The sequence below is a fragment of the Eupransor demetentiae genome, from assembly GCF_963930865.1.
Classification (GTDB): Bacteria; Bacillota; Bacilli; order Lactobacillales; family Lactobacillaceae; genus Eupransor; species Eupransor demetentiae.
Genome location: NZ_CAWVOH010000001.1, coordinates 150948 through 170680 on the forward strand (window position 1 = coordinate 150948; position 19733 = coordinate 170680).

The window sequence follows — 19733 nt, forward strand, 5'->3', positions numbered from 1 at the left end:
TTTGCAATGTAAATTGTGAGCGTTTTTGTACATATAACAGACAAAATGAGGTGCCCATGTTCGATAAGCGTTTATTGGAATTGCCTAAAATCAAGCGAACGATTTTGGCATTATTAGTTTTAATTGTGCTCCAAGCTCTTGCCATTGTCGGGCAGGGTGTCTTTTTAGCGCAAATTATCGTGGCCTTGTGGTCTAAGAAGACCCTGGCATCCGTGATGACTTCAGTGCTGGCCTTCGCAGTTTCATTCTTGCTGCGTCAGCTTCTAGTGGTTTTGAAAAACGAGTTGATGTCTCATTTTGCCGGTAAGGTCGTTGAGGGTTACCGTGTGCGTTTGTTGGCCAAGTACGCTGAAATGGGAGCACCCTTAATTGCCAAGTTTGGGACCGGTCACGCCGTGACTTCTTTGGTTGCCGGCCTGGATAACGTTAAAAATTACTTCCAGCTGCTTTTGATTAAGATGCTCGATTTGTCGGTCATTCCTTGGATTGTTTTGCTGGCCATTTTGTACTTCAAGTGGGAGCAGGGTCTTTTCCTCTTGGTCATTTTCCCTGTGGTGATTATCTTCTTTATTATCCTGGGTTTGGCGGCGCAGAAGAAGGCGGATGCCGAATTTACGAACTTTAAAAACTTGAACAATCGCTTCGTGGACGGCTTGCGCGGTTTGCCAACATTGAAGCAGTTGGGTTTGGCCCGACCTTATGGCCGTGAGATTTATAACATTTCAGAAGATTATCGTAAGACGACCATGCGAACTTTGGTGATTGCCATTACTTCGACCTTCGCCCTCGATTTTTTCACAACTTTGTCGATTGCCGTTGTGGCGGTCTTCTTGGGGCTGGACTTGTTGAACGGTCACATGACCCTTTTGCCAGCCTTGTCGATTTTGATTTTGGCGCCGGAATATTTCCTGCCTCTACGAAACTTCGCCGATGACTACCACGCCACTTTGGACGGTAAGAATGCTTTGACTGAAGTCTTGGAAGTTCTGCATAAGCCTTTGCCTGCTGATCGTGATGCCTTGAAATTGGCTTCTTGGCAGGAAGATGACGAGTTGGCTGTCCAAAATTTGGACTTCGCTTATGATGAGCAGACGACCTTGTCCGATTTGAATTTCAAGGTCAAGGGCTTTGAAAAGGTCGCCATTGTTGGTGAGTCAGGATCAGGGAAAACGACTTTGCTTAATCTTCTGGGTGGTTTCTTGCAACCGGAAGAGGGGACAGCCTTTGCCATCGATGGACAAAGCTTGCCCCACTTGGCCCAAGAGGACTGGCAAAAGCAGTTTTTCTACATGCCGCAGCAACCTTATCTTTTCCACGCCACTTTGCTGGATAACTTGCGTTTTTACACGCCAGCTGCAAGCGAAGCAGAAGTGCAAAAAGCGGTTGAACAAGCTGGCTTAAGCGAGCTTTTGGCTGACTTGCCCGAGGGTCTGCAAACCATTATCGGTGAAGGGGGCCGACAGTTGTCCGGTGGTCAGGCGCAGCGTGTGGCTTTGGCCCGCATGTTCCTGGACCCCAGCCGGCACGTTTTGCTCTTTGATGAACCGACGGCGCACTTGGACGTGCAGACTGAGTTTGATTTGAAGCAGACCATGGCACCGATTTTTAACAAGCATTTGGTCTTCTTTGCCACGCACCGCTTACACTGGTTGAAGCAGATGGACTACGTCCTAGTCATGCGCGATGGCCACTTGGTTGAGCAGGGGCAGCCGGAAGAACTTTTGGCTCAGGCCGATAGTCAGCTCAATCAGTTACGCCATGCCATGCAGTCAGGAGGGGAACAGCTATGAAAAAATTCCGAGAATTAATCAGAACAGATCGCTGGATTTTTCCTTTCTTAAAGGCACAAAAATGGGGTGTGCTCTGGTCAATCGTACTTTCCTTCATGACGATTTTTGCCGCAGCGGCCCTGATGTTTGTTTCCGGCTTTCTGATTTCTCGTGCGGCGCAAAGACCAAGTAATATTTTGTTGATTTATGTACCGATTGTTTTGACCCGTGGCTTTGGAATTGCCCGTCCGGTTTTCCGCTATGTTGAGCGGCTGGTTTCGCACAACTGGGTTTTGCGGATTGTCTCGAAGTCTCGCCGCCGTCTCTACCAAAGTGCTGCTAGTACTGCGGCCTCAATTCGCTCTAAGTTGCAAACGGGAAAGGTTTTGTCCTTGCTGGCTGATGATTTGGACCAGTTGCAAAACTTGTACTTGCGGACGATTTTTCCAGTTGGAGCCGGCATCATGCTTTATTTGGGCTCTTCGCTGGCGTTAGGCTTTTTGAATGTCTACTTTGCTCTCTTCTGGTTCTTCATGCTCGGCATTATTATGGTTGTTTTGCCCTGGCTATCCTTTGCCTTGAATCGCCACCGGGTGATTCAGCAAAAGGCCCTGCAAAACGAACTCTATACCGACGCCACCGACGCCATTATGGGTATGCAGGACTGGGTTTTGTCCGGTCGCCAGAAGGACTTGGTCACGACTCAGGGCCGGGTAATGAAGACCCTGTCACGGGTGAAGTATCAATCGATGCGCTTTGGTTGGTGGCGTGATTTTACGGTCCAGGCCTTGGCTTTGATTGTTTTGCTTGCCTTGCTGGCCTGGTCAGACTGGCAGTATGCTGGGAATTACATGGCCCGTAACTACATTGCCGCCTTCTCACTAGCATTGATTCCCTTGGTCGATACCTTTCTATCCGTCAACCAGGGAGTGGCTGAATCCTCATTTTACGAGGATAGTATCAAGCGCTTGAATGAGTTGCCTGAACCAAGCGAATTGCCAGCTCGTCAGGAGCGCAAGTTGCCGGCAAATTTCGATATTTCTTTCCAAGATGTTTCCTTTGCCTATGACAAAAAAGAAATCATCAGGGATATGGATTTGACCATTCATTCCGGTGAAAAGGTGGCCCTCTTAGGCCGGTCTGGTGCTGGTAAAACCACGATGCTCAAGCTTTTGGCAGGTGATATTAAACCCGATGACGGCACTGTTCGTCTGGGGGATTACAACCCGGCTGATTTTGATGATTTGTCAGCGCTGGTTGCCGTTTTGGATCAGCAAGCCTATCTCTTTGATACCACCATCTTGAACAACGTCCGCATGGGAAATTTGCGTGTTAGTGATCAAGAGGTGGAAGCAGCCATACGTGACGCCGGCTTGGCACCTTTGATTGCTTCTTTGCCGGATGGGGTCCACACTCAGATGCTTGAGGCCGGCCAGCGCTTCTCCGGTGGAGAACGTCAGCGTTTTGCCTTGGCCCGTGTTCTTTTGCAACAGGCACCCATCGTCATTTTGGATGAACCAACGGTTAGTTTGGATCCTAAGACCGAACACGAAGTTTTGGATCAGATTTTCACGGCCTTGGCCGACCGAACGATTATTTGGGTAACCCACCATTTGACGGGGATTGACGAGGTCAACCAAGTTTACTTCCTCGAAAATGGCGAATTTACCATGCAGGGTAGTCCAAAGGACTTGGCCCAGAATTCGGACCACTTCAAGGCCCTGTTGGCCATGGACCAGTTTTAATGGCCACCAAAAAAAGGCGCCCAGGACGGCGCCGCTCGAAGCAGAAAATTAATTATTTGGCTGTCTTTTGCTTAGCCTTTTTGTGCTTATTGGCCTTCATTGTTCCAAGTCAGTTTCAAGAGAAAAACGATGTGGACAAGGAAAAGCGGGCCTTTATCACCCAGCTAGCGCCCTATGCCCGCCAGGCGCAAAGACAGTACCGGGTTTTGGCTTCGATTTCTCTGGCGCAGGCCATTTTGGAATCGGACTGGAACCGGAGCGAACTTTCCAAAAATTACCATAATTTATACGGGATTAAGGCGTCCGGCAATCAGGCCGGGGTCCAGTTGGCCACGGATGAATATGTGGATGGCCAGTGGATTAAGGTGAGTGGCCGTTTTGCCGTTTATGACAGTTGGCAGGACAGCATTGACGCGCATGCCCGCCTTTTGGCGCAAGGGACTTCTTGGAATCCCAGCCAGTATCAGCATGTTCTGGCGGCCAATAACTACCAGGAAGCAGCCACAGCCTTGGTCAAGGACGGTTACGCTACTGATCCGGACTATGCTTCTAAAATTATTTCCCTCATCAAAACTTGGCAACTCGCCCAGTATGATTTGGTCCAGTAAAAAAGCAGACGATTAATCGTCTGCTTTTTGTTTTTCTTTTAAAATCTGGCTGAGTAACTGGTTGGTTCGCTTTTGTTCGGTCTTGATGTGCTGCATTTCATCAAGGTAGTAGTCGTAGCCAAATTTTTCTTGTGGCTTGGAAGCGATTAAACCATTGATGAATTGAATAATGAAAAAGAGGGCGACGGCCATTAGCATTAAGGTAAAGAAGGACTGGCTAAAGGAACTCCAAGGAATTAAGCTGGCATCCAATTTGTGTTCGGGTGCTAGCGCTAGGCGGGTAAAGTCAACTAAGCCATAGAAGAAGGCAATGAACTCTTTAATAAAACTAGAAAAACTAGCACCAATCACAACCCCGATGGCCGTTGAGAGGAAATTTCCGCCCAGTAAAAACTGTCGAAAGGACTTGTAAGTCCCGACGGTTCTTTGGGTAATGCCGCCAATCATCAGGCCGGCTTCGTTTCTTGGACTACGCATGCAAAACCTCCTTAATTCGTACTTAAAATGATAGCAGCTGAGCAGGAAATGGGTCAAATTTTGCCAGTTAAGCAAACTTTTGTTCCCCTCGATTTATGCTAAAATGGGACTAGCAGAATTTACATTTAGGATGGTTTTATGACAGTCGAAACACTAACAGCAGGAATGAATGATAAGCAAGCCAAAGCCGTCCAGATTACCGAAGGGCCGCTCTTGATTATGGCCGGCGCGGGTTCTGGAAAGACCCGCGTTTTGACGCACCGCATTGCCCACTTGATTGAAGATTTGGACGTTGCGCCCTGGCGAATTTTGGCCATTACTTTTACTAATAAGGCCGCCAAGGAAATGCGGGAACGAATTGGTCAGCTGGTCGACCCTGAACTAGCTGGTTCGATTTGGGTCTCAACTTTTCACGCCCTTGCGGTCCGGATTTTGCGCCGGGATGGCGAAGTGGTTGGCCTCAGTCGTAACTTTACGATTTTGGATACTTCTGCTCAGCGTACCCTGATTAAGCGCGTGATTAACGACTTGGACCTGGATACGAATCAGTACGATCCCCGTTCCGTTTTGGGTAAGATTTCAAATGCCAAGAATGAAATTTTGACGCCTAAAGATTTTGCCCAGCAGGCGGCGAATTACTACGATGAAACCATTGCTGAAATTTACAAGAACTATCAGCAAGCTTTGAAGCAGGCGCAGTCCGTCGACTTCGATGACCTCATCATGCTAACGATTGAGCTTTTTAAGGCTGCTCCTGACGTTTTGAAGCGTTATCAGGACCAGTTCCGCTACATCCACGTCGATGAGTACCAGGACACCAACGACGCCCAGTATCAAATCGTCCATATGTTAGCTGATGGTTGGAAAAACCTCGCCGTGGTCGGGGATGCTGACCAGTCAATTTACGGTTGGCGTGGCGCTAACATGAACAACATCCTGAACTTCGAAAAGGATTATCCAAACGCTAAGACGGTTATGTTGGAACAGAACTACCGTTCAACACAAAATATTTTGGATGCCGCTAACGAAGTCATTAACAATAACAACGAACGCGTACCAAAGAAGTTGTGGACGGAACAGGGGAACGGTGACAAGATTACTTATTACCGTGCGCAAACCGAACGCGATGAAGCCAACTTCGTTTTGGCTCAAATTCAAAAGCTGCGTAAGGCCGGTGGTTCCTATTCCGATTTTGCCGTGCTTTACCGTACCAACGCCCAGTCGCGTGGAATGGAAGAAGCGCTGGTTAAGTCCAACATTCCTTATACCATGGTCGGGGGCCACAAGTTCTACGAGCGTAAGGAAATCTTGGATATCATGGCTTACATGAGCCTGATTGCCAACCCCGATGATAACGCTGCCTTCGAACGCATCGTTAACGTGCCCAAGCGCAGTATCGGTGGTACGACGGTCGATCACCTTCATGCCTTTGCTAACCGTCTTGGCGTTTCCTACTTAAAGGCGATTGATTCGATTGAATTAGCGCCGGAAATTCGGACTGCCGCCGCAAGCAAGCTCTTGTCCTTTGCTGAAATGATTCATAATTTGCATCAGCAAGCCCAGTTCCTTTCCGTAACCGAATTAGCTGATTTGGTCATGGATCAATCCGGCTATCGCAAGTCCTTGTCGGGCAAAACCGATCCAGAGTCCCAATCTCGTTTGGAAAACTTGGACGAATTTCTGTCCGTTACCAAGGAATTTGATGATAAATACGATGCTGATGATCCGGATGCTGTCGACCCCTTGACGGACTTCTTGGGCTCTACGGCCTTGATGTCTGATCTTGATAACTTAGAAGATGACGATGGAGCGGTTACACTGATGACCCTTCACGCCGCTAAGGGCTTGGAATTCCCTGTTGTTTTCTTGATTGGCATGGAAGAAGGAATTTTCCCACTTGGTCGTGCAAGCCAAGATGATGATCAATTAGAGGAAGAACGTCGTTTGGCCTACGTCGGAATCACCCGTGCCATGAAGAAGCTCTTCTTGACCAACGCTTATTCCCGTTTGCTTTATGGTCGCACGCAGGCCAACCAGCCTTCGCGTTTTATTGAAGAAATCTCACCCGAACACATCCAAACCGAATATTCAGCTGCTTCGGGCAGTCAGGCTGGCCCCGTTGCCTCTCGCTTGCAGCGAGCGACGGCCACGACTTACAAGGCTTCTGCTGTGGTTAAGAACACTCAAGCCACAACGGGCGCCGAGTCCGTTGCTTGGCAGGCGGGTGATAAGGTTTCTCACAAGAAGTGGGGGATTGGAACGGTTGTTTCGGTATCCGGAAAGGCTGATGACCAGGAAGTTAAAGTTGCCTTCCCTGAAGTAGGAATTAAGCAGCTACTCGCCGCCTTTGCACCGATTACCAAGGTCGAATAAGTAGTTTGAAAGGAGTACCGCATGGCAGATTTGAAGCCAGTTGACCAATTGACAACGAGCGAGGCCCAGCAGGAAACCGCAGCTTTGCAAAAGCGCTTAACTGAGTACGGCGTGGCCTACTATGAAAAGGACGCCCCCCTCGTTGAAGACCATGTCTATGACGAAGAGTACGCCCGTTTGGTAGCACTTGAAGCTCGTTTCCCACAGTTTGTAAATCCGGATTCGCCTACCCAAAACGTTGGTGGTGCCGAAACGAAGTCTGGTTTGCCTAAGGTTACCCACCCAGTACCCATGCTTTCGCTCGGGGACGTTTTTTCTCTGGATGAACTGCAGGAATGGGAAGACCGCACGGTTAAAAGCCTCGGTCAGCAACCCAAGTACAATTTGGAATTAAAAATCGATGGATTGGCGATTGCCTTGCGCTACGAAAACGGCCGCTTAATTCAGGCTTCGACCCGTGGAAACGGTGTGATTGGGGAAGACGTCACGGCGAATGTCAAGACGATTAAGGCCGTGCCACAAGAGTTAAAGGAAAAGGTCAACATCGAAGTTCGTGGTGAGGTTTACATGCCAAAAGAAAGCTTCGTGCAGCTCAATGAAGCCCGCGAAGCCGATGGGCAAGAACCTTTTGCCAACCCTCGTAATGCCGCTGCCGGTTCTTTACGTCAGCTCGACGCCAAGGTTACTCGTGCACGTAAGTTATCAGCCTTTATTTACTACACGGCCGAACCCGAAGTACTGGGAGCGACGAACCAGAGCCAGGTGCTCGAGCGCTTTGCTGATTTAGGTTTGCCGACTGAAACCCATAACCGCGTCATCAATAAAATGGATGAGGTGGGCGACTACATCGACTGGTGTACCGCTCAACGTGATGAATTGCCCTTTGGTATCGATGGAGTCGTCGTTAAGGTTAATAACTTCGATCTTGAATACGATTTGGGGAACACGGTGAAGGTGCCCCGCTGGGCCATCGCTTACAAGTTCCCACCGGAAGAAGCTAACACGGTTGTTCGTGAAATCGAGTGGACGGTAGGCCGGACTGGAGCCGTTACGCCGACAGCCGTCATGGACCCCGTTCTATTAGCAGGGACGACGGTTCAACGGGCCTCCCTCCACAATCCTGATTATTTGGAAGCCAAGGATGTCCGCCTCGGTGACACCGTTACTTTGCACAAGGCCGGGGATATCATTCCCGAAATCGGTCAGGTTGTGCTAAGCAAGCGGCCCGCCGACAGCAAGCCCTACGAAATTCCAACGGTTTGCCCGGTCTGTGGCGCTAAGCTCGTGCACGTCGAAGGGGAAGTGGTCCTACGTTGTATTAATCCACTCTGTCCGGCGCAAATTCAAGAAGGCTTGACCCACTTTGCCTCCCGAAACGCCATGAACATCGATGGCCTGGGTCCCAAGATTGTGGCGCAACTCTTGGCAGCAGGTTTCGTTAAGGATGTGGCTTCCATTTATTCTTTGACTGAGGAACAGTTACTGTCTTTGGATAAGTTTAAGGCGAAGTCCGCGCAGAACCTGCTAAATGCCATTCAGGGCTCTAAGGAAAACTCGATGGAGCGCTTGCTCTTTGGTTTGGGCATTCGCTTAGTGGGGGCCAAAGCCGCTTTGACTATTTCGGAGCACTTCCGTTCAATCGAAAAGCTTTCGGCCGCCAGTCAGGAAGACATTGCCGAAATTAACGGAATTGGGGATGCCATTGCGGATTCCATTACCCTCTATTTCCAAAAAGAACAGTCCCAGCAGCTGCTGGCTGAATTGGCGAAAGCGGGTGTTAATCAGAACTTTATTTCGAGCGGTGTTGAAGTTGACGAAAATTCCTTTTTCTATGGTAAAAAGGTTGTCTTAACTGGTAAACTAGAAGTTAACAGCCGCCCTGAGGTTAGCAAGTGGCTAACCAATCATGGCGCTCAGGTTGTCGGTTCGGTTTCTAGCAAAACGGACTTAGTGATTGCCGGTGAAGATGCTGGTTCTAAGTTAGCTAAGGCTGAAAAGTTGAACGTGCCTGTTTGGAACGAACGCGACTTTATCAATGCTCAACGTGAAGAAGAGTAAGTAAACGAGGAAGATTCATGTTTAAACGAATTGGTATGCGGGGATATATCATTGGTGGTGTGGTGGCCGTTGTCATCCTAATCGCCATGTTTTTCTTTTTCCGCGTCGCCCAAGTGGCGCCAAGCAATCAGAAATCCAAGGGCGTTCAGTTAACTTCGAACTCACCCGGACAGTACCAAACGGTCATTAAGGATGGTCGTTACCTGGTTTCAGCAGCTCGTGGTATTACCGCTACTTCCGAACCGAATACGCTGGATGTTAAGCACTTTGAATCTTCCCTTTTGGACTTGTCTAAGACCCACTTTAAGACGGGCCGTTTCATCTTCCAAGAAGGTCAGTATCTGTCAGCTGACACGGTTTCGGATTTGCTGGCTCGTAAAGGCAAGAACAACATTGGTTTGAACCCCAAGGATAACGGTAAGACGGATTCTTCCCGTGAACCGATTTACGTTCAGACTTTGACGGAACAAGACTTTATGACCAAGGACGGTAGCAACTTGAAGCTCGCCGGTATGGTTGTCGGGGTGGCGATGAACTCCCAGGATGCTTACCAGAAGGAACAATACGGGACGACTTATTATCAGGATATTTCCGATGATGCCCGTATCGCTTATGGTAAGAAGATTGCTCCCGAATTGATTAAGCAAATTCGTGCTCAAAAGGGCGTTGGCAAGAACGTGCCAATCGTCTTGGCCATGTACAAGAACGCTCCTGGTGATTCTTTGGCCCCCGGTAACTTCTATGCTCAGGCAACGAGTCGAAGTGGCAACCACTTGTCTTCTTGGTCATCAATCAACGAAAAGTCGATTGTTTTGCCAAAGGAAGCTAGTTCTTCAAGTTCACTTGGTGATGATGAAAATAACAGCTTCACCAACTTTAAGAACGACGTGGCCAACTTCTTCCCAAACATCGCTGGTGCGACAGCCGTTGCCAACTACAAGAGCAACAAGCTTTCCAGCATGAACGTTACGGTTACCACGCAGTTCTACAGTCAAACGGAAATTAATTCCTTTGCCGAATACGTGGCTAGCTCGGCCTTGAAGTTCCTTCCTACGTCCGTCCCAATTCGCATTGTTATTCAAACTTCAAATGAAATGCAAGCGATCCTGGTTAAGGACAGTGATGCCAAGAGCTTCACGACCACCATTCTTTAAGCCAAATAAAAAACGCCGAAAGGCGTTTTTTTAGTAGAGTAAAATTGTTGCCAAGCAGAGGCAAATGATTGAAAGCAAGGGTTCCCAGCGGATAAAGTTGGGCTTGTTGAATTGCAATAAAAAGGGTGGCAGCGAAAGCAAAATGGCCAAGAAGACATTCAAGTGGAAGCCAAAGGTAAGCAGACTAGCAATCCAGAAGGCTAGGATTGTCACAAGTGAAAGTAGACGCCCTTTAGCATTTGGGATAAAAATCGGCGTGAAGAAGAAAATAAAGCCATACAGCATTGGCCAGGAACGGTTGATGAAAATCTGGGTAATGTAGTTATTGGCTAGAAATGAAATCGAAACGGGCACGGCATAAGCGGCCAGAACTGAAAAGGCTAGCAAGCCCAAGGTGTTTTTCAAATGAAGAATGTCCTGTGGTACTAAGGCCAAGAAGATGGCAAAGAGAATCAGAAGGGCAAAAATTTCGAAACGATTGCGAATTTGGGAGTTAAATGCTACCAGCATCGATAAGAGTAGGAATAGGTAGGAAGCGCTGTGCGTAAAGCGGTTACGAATTAGGAAGGCGATTGATGCCGAGCAGGAAAAAGAGTAGCCGAGAAGGGGCCATATTTGCCACTGCTGCGCCTTAGCCAGCACATCACCGTGGAAGATGGGTTCTTGCCACCAGATGATGTTTAAGGCTAAGGTAATGCCGATAATCGTGATCCAACGCATCTGCTTTCGGCTCAATTGAGCGAGGAAAGGTGGGCGCGGAGATCTTTTGTTGCTTTGGGTTGGCTTCGAATTGCTTGCTTGCATTGCTGTCTTTCTACCTTTTTTACTTTGCTTTTTATCATTTTATCATGTAGAATGATGTAAATGAAATTGAATAGCTATCAAGAGCAGGCGAGTGATACAGCACGATGACCCTGCACCAACCGGCTTTGCACGGTGGTACTTCTGTAAGATAGACAACTTTTAGGCGTAGTCAGCGAGTTGTTGATTGCGCCTTTTTAATAGCTATTTTTTACCATATGGAAATGAGGAAAGTTTGATGAAAAAGTATTTCACGTCAGAATCAGTAGCAAATGGTCACCCCGATAAGGTTGCCGACCAAATCGCCGATGCCATCTTGGATGCCGTTTTGCGCCAAGACCCCAAGGCCCGTGCCGCCATTGAAGTGACGACTTCGACTGGTGATGTTTCGGTCTTTGGTGAATTGAGCACTTCGGCATACGTTAATATCCGCCAAATCGTTATGGATACGGTCCGTGAAATCGGCTATGACCGTCCCGAACTTGGTTTCTCTGCTGATTCAATTAATGTTTCAAATCGGATTGTTGAGCAATCGCCCGATATTGCCCAAGCCGTTGACGAAGCCGAGGATGATCCCGACCAACTGGGAGCCGGTGATCAAGGTATGGTCTTTGGCTATGCCACGAATGAAACGCCGAACATGATTCCTTTGGCCCTCGACCTTTCCCACCAATTGATGCGCCGCATTCGCGATGTCCGTCAAGCTGGTGAAATTGATTACCTCCGTCCCGATGCAAAGGGTGAAGTGACGGTGGAATTAAACGAAAAGAACCAGCCAGTCCGGATTGCTTCAGTGGTTTTGTCAACTCAGCACAATCCTGAAGTCACTTTGGAACAGCTCCGTATGGATATTCGCCACTCAGTGATTGACCCAGTTTTGCCAGCTGACTTGGTTGATGAGGAAACGGTTTACTACATCAATCCATCTGGACGCTTTGTTTTGGGTGGACCGCAGGCCGATTCTGGTTTGACTGGTCGCAAGATTATTGTCGACACCTATGGTGGCGCTGCCCATCATGGTGGAGGAGCCTTCTCTGGAAAGGATGCCACCAAGGTGGACCGCTCGGCGGCTTACTACGCTCGTTATGCTGCTAAAAACATTGTTTCAGCAGGGCTCGCAGACCGGCTTGAATTGCAAGTAGCCTATGCGATTGGCGTTGCCAAGCCCGTTTCTTTGAACTTTGAAACCTTTGGTACTGAAAAGGTTGAACTGGACTTGATCCAGCAGGTTTTGGAAGATTACTTTGACTTTCGTCCCTTGTCAATCATTCATGAATTGAAGTTGCAGCGACCAATTTACCAGCAGACGGCGGCCTATGGTCACTTTGGCCGGACCGATATCGACCTTCCTTGGGAAAAGCTCAATAAGATGGAAATGATTCAAAAGGGTCTTTCCTAAAATAAAAAAACGACCTGTTGGTCGTTTTTTTATTGCCACAAGGGATATTCTTCTTGTTCGATGTGGAAGGAGTAGGCCCCGCGGCCTAGCTTGTATGCATCGATTTCAGCCGGAACAATGTCGCCAATGTGTAGATGGCAGCCCTTTTGGATGGTGAAATCTTGATAACCAAGATCTTCACGGGGATGGAGATGCAGGATGGAAAGAAAGAGTTTGTAAGAACCCAAAGATTCCAGCAAACGAATTTCAATCCCGTTCTGTTTAGGATTATTTTCGGCGCGAATACCAGCTACCTTGGGGAAGGAGCGGTATTGCTTGTTCCAGTGAACCGTAACTGGGAAGGAATCTTCGCGATCCTGATGGAAGAGCGCGAGAAAGGCCTGCTGTAAACGAGAAAGGTGAGGATGCTTAATCTTAGGTTGAACCGTGTGGAAGGGGCGAATGTCACTACCGAAGGCTAAATCTTGGTAGAAGTAGGCCGCACCTTCTTGAGGGATATCACCCTTGATTTTACCAATCCAAGCCATTTGCGCTTCTTGCCTTCCCAAAATGTTGCCGATGGCTTCCAGTAGTTCATCCGTCGCATGCAAATTTGTCGTGTTTTTTAGCACTGGGGCAAAGGGAATTGCAAATTGGCGTTCATGGGAAAGCAAACCATTCAAACCACGGTTCAAAAAAGCAGCTGAACCAATGAAGAGGGCCACGTCTTTTTGCGCATTTGCTTGGTCCGGAAGTGTTCGTGCTAATTTCTTAGCAGAATAGTAGGCGGCCGCTGAATCAGCCAGTAGCTCTAGTTGGTACTCTTGATTATGCTCTTTGAGGGCATCTTCCACTTGCTTAAGCAGGGTGTCCATTACCTTTTTATTAGAAGATTGTTGAAAGTAACAATGAAAATGTGTCATTTTTGGTCATTCTCCAGTAAGAGCCATTATACCAGATATGAGGGGTTATAGAAAAAGCGGAATCTTTTGTAAATAAATCGTTAATTTGTCATCGTTTAGTAACAAAAAAAGCACACCTTCCGGCGTGCTTTTTCAATCTTAAATCATAATTAACATTGGTAAAATCATTGGCTTGCGAGCCGTTTCCTGATTTAGGAACTTAGACAAGTCGTCGATGATGGCCTGACGAATTTCGGATTCCGTTGGATTCTTCGTGTTCATCACGCGGCGAATTGTTTGGAAGATGACGCGACGGCCATCGTTAATCAATTCACCGGATTCACGCATGTAAACGAATCCACGAGAAAGAATATCAGGACCGGACAAAATGTCCTTGTGCTTCAAATCAATCGTTGCCGTGACAATGACCAAACCATCTTGGGATAGCTTTTGGCGATCATGCAAAACCACAGAGCCAATGTCACCAATTCCAGAACCGTCGATGTAAGTATCTTCGGCAGGGAAGTGACCAGCAACACGGGCACTTTCACCATCCAGCGCCAAAACATCACCGTTTTCGAGGATGAAAGTGTGATCCTTTGGCACTTCAAGTTCTTGAGCCAAGCCAGCGTGGACCTTCAACATCCGGTATTCACCGTGGACGGGCATGAAGTACTTAGGCCGCATAAGCGAAATCATAAGCTTTTGTTCTTCTTGACCACCGTGTCCGGAAGTGTGAATGTTGTTAAGCTTACCGTGGATAACGTTGGCGCCACCCTCTTCCAACTTGTTAATCACAGCGTTAACGGACGCTGTATTACCAGGAATTGGAGAAGATGAAAAGATAACGTTATCCTTAGGCTTCAACTTGATTTGCTTGTGAGTGCCTTCGGCGATACGAGCCAAGGCAGCCATTGATTCACCCTGTGAACCAGTCGACAAAATCAAAAGTTCATCATCGGGGATGTTTTTGATTTGTGATTGTTCAACTAGGGAATCTTCTGGAATATTCAAGTAACCAAGTGCACGACCATTGGCCACGGCTGATTCCATTGAACGTCCAAAAACAGCAATCTTACGGCCGTGGGCAATGGCAGCTTCGCTGGCCATCTTGACACGGTTCATGTTTGAGGCGAAAGTGGCGAAGATAATTCGGCCGTGCTTCAAACGATCAAAGATACGGTTAACAGACTTTTCAACCCAAGCTTCTGACTTAGTCCATTCAGGACGTTCGGCGTTGGTGGAATCCGACATCAAAAGTAAGACGCCGTTTTCGCCCAAGCGAGCCATTGACCAAAGGTTAGGGTACTGCTTAGTCGTCGGGGTTAAGTCAAACTTGAAATCACCCGTTTCAATGATGGTACCGACTGGCGTGTGCACGGCGACGGCAAAGACGTCGGGGATTGAGTGAGTAGTTCGAACGAATTCGACGGAAACTTTATCGAAATCAATGACGGAACCGTCAGTAATTTCGTGTAGTTCTGCTCGGTTGAGCATTTGTTTTTCTTCTAGCTTGCTGCGAATCAGGGCCATAGCCAATGGACCTGCGTAAACAGGAACATTCACAGCCTGCAAGAAGTAGGCGATTGCACCGATGTGGTCTTCGTGTCCGTGAGTAATCATCAGTGCTTTCACCCGGTCGATGTTATCAACTAGGTAGGTATAGTCAGGAATAACGTAGTCAATTCCTAACAATTCGTCTTCGGGAAACTTGATACCGGCATCAACCACGATGATTTCATCCTGGTATTCGATGGCATAAGTATTCTTCCCGATTTCGCCCAAACCACCTAGTGCGTAAACACCGACTTCATTAGGCTTAATATCAACAGAATATGTCATATATTAAAAAGTAGTGAGCTTGTAGTTCGGCTCTGATTCTTCGTAAAGAAGAGACTTTTCTGACAATGCTTCAATTTCTTCAACATTGTAGTTGGTGTTCTTTTGGACGATTGCCCGTGCTTGGGGCAAATCCTCTGCTTCGATGTAAAGTACCTGCGTATCCTCACGGATAGGATTGCGATCAGGATCTTCTTGGTAATAGACTTTAAAAACCATAATTTCCTCCAATTGAGTTAGTTATTGTCACGAACGAAAACCTTATTAATTAGTGTAACATATTTCACTCATAGTCGCGGAAATCTTTATGGTAGGAAAAGGCTTGATTTGAGTCCGCTTTTACGATTTATTAAATCGACAAAAAAGAGCTGAAAACATGAATTATTCTTTATTTAAGCTCGATTTCTGTTATACTAAAATATAATTATTTAATATAAAAGAGGAATGTGACTCATGGCAATTGGCATGAATGATTTGAAAACCGGTTTGACGATTGAATATAACAATTCAATCTGGCGTGTCTTGGAATTCCAACACGTTAAGCCTGGTAAGGGAGCTGCCTTCGTGCGCTCAAAGTTGAAGAACTTGCGTACTGGCGCAGTGAACGAAGTGACTTTCCGTCCTGGTGATAAGTTTGAACAGGCTGAGATTACTACTCGCCCAATGTCATACTTGTACGCTGAAAACGGTGGTCGTGTCTTCATGGACACTGAAACCTACGAACAAATCAACATTCCTGACGACAACCTTCAAGATGCATTGAAGTTCATGTTGGAAGGTATGGAAGTAAAGATTACAATGTACGGTGGCGAAGTCCTTGGAGCTGAATTGCCATCGACTGTTCAAATCAAGGTAACTGAAACGCAACCTGGAATTAAGGGCGCAACTGCCACTGGTTCAGGTAAGCCAGCTACTTTGGAAACCGGCGCCGTTATTACGGTTCCCGATTTCGTTAAAGAAGGGGAAACAATCATCGTTAATACCGACGATGGTTCTTATAAGGGACGTGCTTAAGATCTCTTAAGCCCCATGTAAGGGTAGTTTTGTGAGGATTTAATTGTGAAAACAACCAAACATAATACACTTCAACCAAAGAATTTCGTTTTGCCAAATCAAGATGATTTAGCCGGGCTGACTTACATTACGCCAGCCGTTATCGAAGTCATCGCGCAAAAGGCAACGGAAGACGTTGATGGGGTTTACTCCATGCGCGGCAAGCTTTCTGACAGCTTTGCACCCGTCTTCGGGCCATCAGCCCGCGGTCGAGGAGTCGCTTTGAAGCGCGGCGAAGATGGCTTGGAAATCACACTTTACGTTTTCTTGCGTTATGGTGTGACGGTTCCGCAAGTGGCCATGGCCATTCAGCAAGCTGTGATTTCACAGATTGCTTCAATGACCGGAATGATGATTGATCATGTTAATGTTTCCATCTCAGGAATTGTTCCTGAAAAGGACGGACATGCCATTGATCCTAAGCATATGTTTGATAAAGACCTAGAAGGGGCCGATAAGTAATGGAAAAGATGGGCCGTCATGAGCAGCGTCAAGCTGCCTTGCAAATTCTTTTTGCCGTCACGGGTAAGATACCGGACGATTCTCAGTTGGATATGGCCTATGATATGGTTTTGGACGGGCGCGAATACGATAGTTTCTTGCCCCAATTAATCAACGGTGTCATCGCTGCTCGACCTGAGCTCGATAAGTTGATTGACGAGCACCTGGCCAATGGTTGGCAAGTTAAGCGCATTACCCGTGTTGACTTGGTTATCCTTGAATTAGCCCTCTACGAAATTACTTATTTGCCGGAACAACCTTACCGGGTTGCCGTCGATGAGGCAATTGAACTAGCCAAAGAATACGCTGGTTCGGAAGATGCAAAATTCATTAATGGTGTTTTGAAAAACTTTGCACCCAATACCCTTGATTAAACCGCGTTAAGCGGTTTTTTTCATGTCATTTTGCTGTGATACAATAAGAAAGAATTTATAATTTGGAGGCCAAGCATGGCAATTTATGATCCAACGCAAAAGTTGGAACCGTCTTACGACGCCCATACTCATTTGAATGATGATAAGCTTTTTCGCGATGTGCCCGCCTATTTGGGCCGTGCGCATGAATTTGAAGTCCGTGAAATGAACGTCGTTGGCTATGACCGTGTCGGCAATCAACGTGCCCTAGAAATTGCTCAAAACAATGATGGTGTTTATGCGGTTTTGGGTTATCAACCCGAAGATACGGCGGAATTTGACGAAGCAGCCCGGGCCGAATTAGCCGAGCAAGTTAAAGAAGATAAGGTCGTTGGTATTGGGGAAACCGGTTTGGATTACCACTGGGATATCCCTAAGGAACAGCAGACCCAAGCCTTTCTTAAGCATATTGAATTGGCAAAGGAAACGGGCCTGCCACTTGTCATCCATAACCGTGAAGCGTTTGATGATGTTTACGCCATCTTGAAGGACTCTGGTCTTAAGAAGGTAATTATTCACTCCTTCTCTGGAACGCCCGAACAGGCCCGAGCTTGGGTTGAACTGGGTTACTACGTTTCCTTTTCAGGGGTGGTAACCTTCAAAAAAGCCCAAGAAGTTCGCGATGCTGCCCACGTTGTCCCCGTCGATAAGATTTTGGTAGAAACGGATGCGCCTTACTTGGCACCTGTACCGGTGCGTGGAAAAACCAACGAACCAGCTTTCGTTAAATTTGTGATTGATGACTTGGCTAAGACCTTGGATATGCCTGTTCAACATTTGGCAGAAATCACGCGTACGAATGCACGCCGTGTATTTTTAAACCATGACTGAGCAGCGTAAAATTCAAGAATTTTTAGTCGTTGAAGGACGGTCCGACACTGAAAATCTGCAACGTTTCTTTGAAGTTGACACGATTGAAACAGGTGGTAGCGCGCTAAACGAAGCCTGTCTTGAACGAATTCGTTTAGCAGTGGCTGGCCGCGGGGCAATTGTCCTAACGGATCCGGATTTTAATGGCCAGCGTTTGCGTCAAAAAATTGCACAGGCTGTTCCTGGCATTAAGTCGGCTTTTATCAACCAGGATCAAGGACGGGCGGCTCATGATAATCCCCATAAATCGCTTGGGGTCGAGCATGCTAGCCAAGCAGCCTTGCTGGCTGCTTTGGATAAGGTGGTGACACCAAAGGAAGTGGCCCAAAGTGATCTTGACTTGATTTTTATGAATGATTTAGGCCTTGTTGGACGGCCTGATTCAAAGCAACGCCGGCTGCTCCTAGGCGAAAAGCTCCACATTGGCTATGGAAACGGCAAACAGTTTTTAAAGCGGCTCCAAGCCTTTGGTTTTGATCGAGCAGCAGTAGAAGAAGCAATCGAGGAAATAAAATGGTAGATTCAATTGATATTGCCAATCCGGTCCGGACTCAGGCAATTTTGAACCAGTATGGTTTGCATGCCAAAAAGAAATTTGGCCAGAATTTTTTGACGGATAGTCGTATTCTGGATGAAATCGTGGCCGCTGCTGAAGTGGGACCGGACGATGTGGTTATCGAAATTGGCCCTGGCATTGGGGCTTTGACGGAACAGTTAGCCAAGCGGGCCAAGCAGGTTTTAGCCTTTGAAATTGACCCAGAAATGGTGAAAGTTCTCTCGGAAACGCTGGCACCCTACGATAATATCGAAGTCCTCGAAAAAGATATCTTGGAAGTTGATTTAAAAGCCATCCTAGCTGAGAAATTTGGTGCGGGCCAGGCCGTTAAAATTGTTGCGAATTTGCCGTACTACATCACCACGCCGATTCTGACAAAGTTACTTGAAGCCGGCCTGGATTGGGAAAACATCGTGGTCATGATGCAAAAAGAAGTGGCGGAACGTTTGGCCGCGCAACCCGGCAGCAAGCAGTACGGCGTTTTGACCATCATGGTCGACTACTTTGCCAAGGCTGAATTGGCCATTAAGGTACCATCGTCATCTTTTAATCCTTCACCCAAGGTTGATAGTGCCGTCGTCAAGTTGACGCCGACAAAGCCGGAAATTCCAGTGGAAGACCCTAATCAGCTTTTTAAGTTGGTGAAGGGCTGCTTTGCCCATCGCCGTAAGAGCCTATGGAACAACCTGAAACAAATTTGTGTCCGCAATGATGCCGATAAGGAAAAGGTCGAGCAGGTCTTGGCCGAACTGGCTATTAATCCTGGAATTCGTGCCGAGCGCTTGTCACTAAAGGAAATGACGGAACTATATCAAGCTTTGGCAAAAGCCAGTTTGCTTTAATTTTGAATCTTGCCCACTCTTTGACGAAATTTGAAAAAATGTCATATATGTGCTATAATCGAGTTTGTCTTACTCGAAAGGTGGTTTATTATGACAACGTTAGAGGACATTAAGTCGCATTTGGATGCGCATCTCGGGCAAGAAGTTACTGTAATTTCTCAAGCGGGACGTAAGAAAGTGACGGAACGTTCAGGTATCCTGCGCTCAACCTTCCCTTCATTGTTCGTCGTTGAATTGGACGACGGCACTCGTTTTGACCGTGCATCATATAGTTATACTGACGTCTTGACTAATAACGTCGATATTACCTTTGCTGATTAATTCAGTATTTATTAAAAAGCCCGCAAGGGCTTTTTATTATGGTATTTTTAATAGGTAAAAGTATGAGAAAGGC

General features: G+C 47.2%; 19 protein-coding genes and 1 riboswitch. Of the genes, 14 read left to right on the forward strand and 5 right to left on the reverse strand.

Annotated features, from left to right (window positions below):
- Window positions 1-56 precede the first annotated feature (56 nt).
- From cydD to ABSY64_RS00825, 3 genes are read left to right on the forward strand one after another with little or no spacing between them, the layout of a single operon-like run.
- Window positions 57-1790, forward strand: a complete 1734-nt coding sequence (cydD, locus tag ABSY64_RS00815; RefSeq protein WP_349641165.1) for a thiol reductant ABC exporter subunit CydD — start codon at window positions 57-59, stop codon at window positions 1788-1790.
- Window positions 1787-3514, forward strand: a complete 1728-nt coding sequence (gene cydC, locus ABSY64_RS00820; protein WP_349641166.1) for a thiol reductant ABC exporter subunit CydC — start codon at window positions 1787-1789, stop codon at window positions 3512-3514. The genes cydD and cydC overlap by 4 nt, the downstream gene beginning before the upstream one ends.
- Window positions 3514-4122 (forward strand): glycoside hydrolase family 73 protein, encoded by a 609-nt coding sequence (locus ABSY64_RS00825; RefSeq protein ID WP_349641167.1) that lies wholly within the window; start codon window positions 3514-3516, stop codon window positions 4120-4122. The genes cydC and ABSY64_RS00825 overlap by 1 nt, the downstream gene beginning before the upstream one ends.
- 12 nt (window positions 4123-4134) lie before the next feature.
- Here the strand turns inward: ABSY64_RS00825 and ABSY64_RS00830 are convergent, their stop codons facing one another.
- Window positions 4135-4599, reverse strand: a complete 465-nt coding sequence (locus tag ABSY64_RS00830; protein ID WP_349641168.1) for an MscL family protein — start codon at window positions 4597-4599, stop codon at window positions 4135-4137.
- A 138-nt stretch (window positions 4600-4737) separates the two neighbouring features.
- Here ABSY64_RS00830 and pcrA point away from each other — a divergent pair, with 138 nt between their 5' ends.
- From pcrA to ABSY64_RS00845, 3 genes are read left to right on the forward strand one after another with little or no spacing between them, the layout of a single operon-like run.
- Window positions 4738-6972 carry a DNA helicase PcrA gene (gene pcrA / locus ABSY64_RS00835; protein ID WP_349641169.1) on the forward strand — a complete coding sequence of 745 codons (2235 nt, stop codon included), beginning with the start codon at window positions 4738-4740 and terminating at the stop codon, window positions 6970-6972.
- A 21-nt stretch (window positions 6973-6993) separates the two neighbouring features.
- Window positions 6994-9030: an NAD-dependent DNA ligase LigA gene (ligA, locus tag ABSY64_RS00840; RefSeq protein WP_349641170.1), complete on the forward strand. Its 2037-nt coding sequence runs from the start codon at window positions 6994-6996 to the stop codon at window positions 9028-9030.
- A 17-nt stretch (window positions 9031-9047) separates the two neighbouring features.
- Window positions 9048-10184, forward strand: coding sequence for a CamS family sex pheromone protein (locus ABSY64_RS00845; RefSeq protein WP_349641171.1), 1137 nt, complete (start codon window positions 9048-9050; stop codon window positions 10182-10184).
- Between the two features lie 30 nt (window positions 10185-10214).
- Here the strand turns inward: ABSY64_RS00845 and ABSY64_RS00850 are convergent, their stop codons facing one another.
- Complete coding sequence (locus ABSY64_RS00850; RefSeq protein WP_349641172.1) at window positions 10215-10904, reverse strand: hypothetical protein; 690 nt, start codon at window positions 10902-10904, stop codon at window positions 10215-10217.
- 155 nt (window positions 10905-11059) lie between these two features.
- A riboswitch (SAM riboswitch) is annotated at window positions 11060-11143 on the forward strand.
- An 80-nt stretch (window positions 11144-11223) separates the two neighbouring features.
- Between ABSY64_RS00850 and metK the strand changes: the two genes are divergently transcribed.
- A complete protein-coding gene (gene metK, locus ABSY64_RS00855) occupies window positions 11224-12384 on the forward strand; it encodes a methionine adenosyltransferase (RefSeq protein WP_349641173.1) in 1161 nt (386 codons plus the stop codon).
- 29 nt (window positions 12385-12413) lie between these two features.
- Here metK and ABSY64_RS00860 read toward each other — a convergent pair whose 3' ends face one another.
- From ABSY64_RS00860 to ABSY64_RS00870, 3 genes are all read right to left on the reverse strand, one after another.
- Complete coding sequence (locus ABSY64_RS00860) at window positions 12414-13286, reverse strand: hypothetical protein (RefSeq protein ID WP_349641174.1); 873 nt, start codon at window positions 13284-13286, stop codon at window positions 12414-12416.
- Between the two features lie 138 nt (window positions 13287-13424).
- Window positions 13425-15107, reverse strand: a complete 1683-nt coding sequence (rnjA, locus tag ABSY64_RS00865; protein ID WP_349641175.1) for a ribonuclease J1 — start codon at window positions 15105-15107, stop codon at window positions 13425-13427.
- A gap of 3 nt (window positions 15108-15110) precedes the next feature.
- A complete protein-coding gene (locus ABSY64_RS00870; protein ID WP_349641176.1) occupies window positions 15111-15323 on the reverse strand; it encodes an RNA polymerase epsilon subunit in 213 nt (70 codons plus the stop codon).
- 234 nt (window positions 15324-15557) lie between these two features.
- On the opposite strand from ABSY64_RS00870, the gene efp reads away from it, so the two are divergent.
- From efp to ABSY64_RS00905, 7 genes are all read left to right on the forward strand, one after another.
- Entirely contained in the window at window positions 15558-16118 is a 561-nt protein-coding gene (gene efp / locus ABSY64_RS00875) for an elongation factor P (RefSeq protein ID WP_349641177.1), read from the forward strand.
- A 45-nt stretch (window positions 16119-16163) separates the two neighbouring features.
- Window positions 16164-16619, forward strand: coding sequence for an Asp23/Gls24 family envelope stress response protein (locus tag ABSY64_RS00880; protein ID WP_434063046.1), 456 nt, complete (start codon window positions 16164-16166; stop codon window positions 16617-16619).
- Window positions 16619-17032, forward strand: coding sequence for a transcription antitermination factor NusB (gene nusB, locus ABSY64_RS00885; RefSeq protein ID WP_349641178.1), 414 nt, complete (start codon window positions 16619-16621; stop codon window positions 17030-17032). Before ABSY64_RS00880 ends, nusB begins: the two co-directional genes overlap by 1 nt.
- A gap of 75 nt (window positions 17033-17107) precedes the next feature.
- Window positions 17108-17902 (forward strand): TatD family hydrolase, encoded by a 795-nt coding sequence (locus ABSY64_RS00890; protein WP_349641179.1) that lies wholly within the window; start codon window positions 17108-17110, stop codon window positions 17900-17902.
- Entirely contained in the window at window positions 17895-18461 is a 567-nt protein-coding gene (rnmV, locus tag ABSY64_RS00895) for a ribonuclease M5 (RefSeq protein WP_349641180.1), read from the forward strand. The genes ABSY64_RS00890 and rnmV overlap by 8 nt, the downstream gene beginning before the upstream one ends.
- Complete coding sequence (gene rsmA / locus ABSY64_RS00900; protein ID WP_349641181.1) at window positions 18455-19339, forward strand: 16S rRNA (adenine(1518)-N(6)/adenine(1519)-N(6))-dimethyltransferase RsmA; 885 nt, start codon at window positions 18455-18457, stop codon at window positions 19337-19339. The genes rnmV and rsmA overlap by 7 nt, the downstream gene beginning before the upstream one ends.
- Before the next feature lie 90 nt (window positions 19340-19429).
- Window positions 19430-19660, forward strand: a complete 231-nt coding sequence (locus tag ABSY64_RS00905) for a Veg family protein (protein WP_434063047.1) — start codon at window positions 19430-19432, stop codon at window positions 19658-19660.
- Window positions 19661-19733 lie beyond the last annotated feature (73 nt).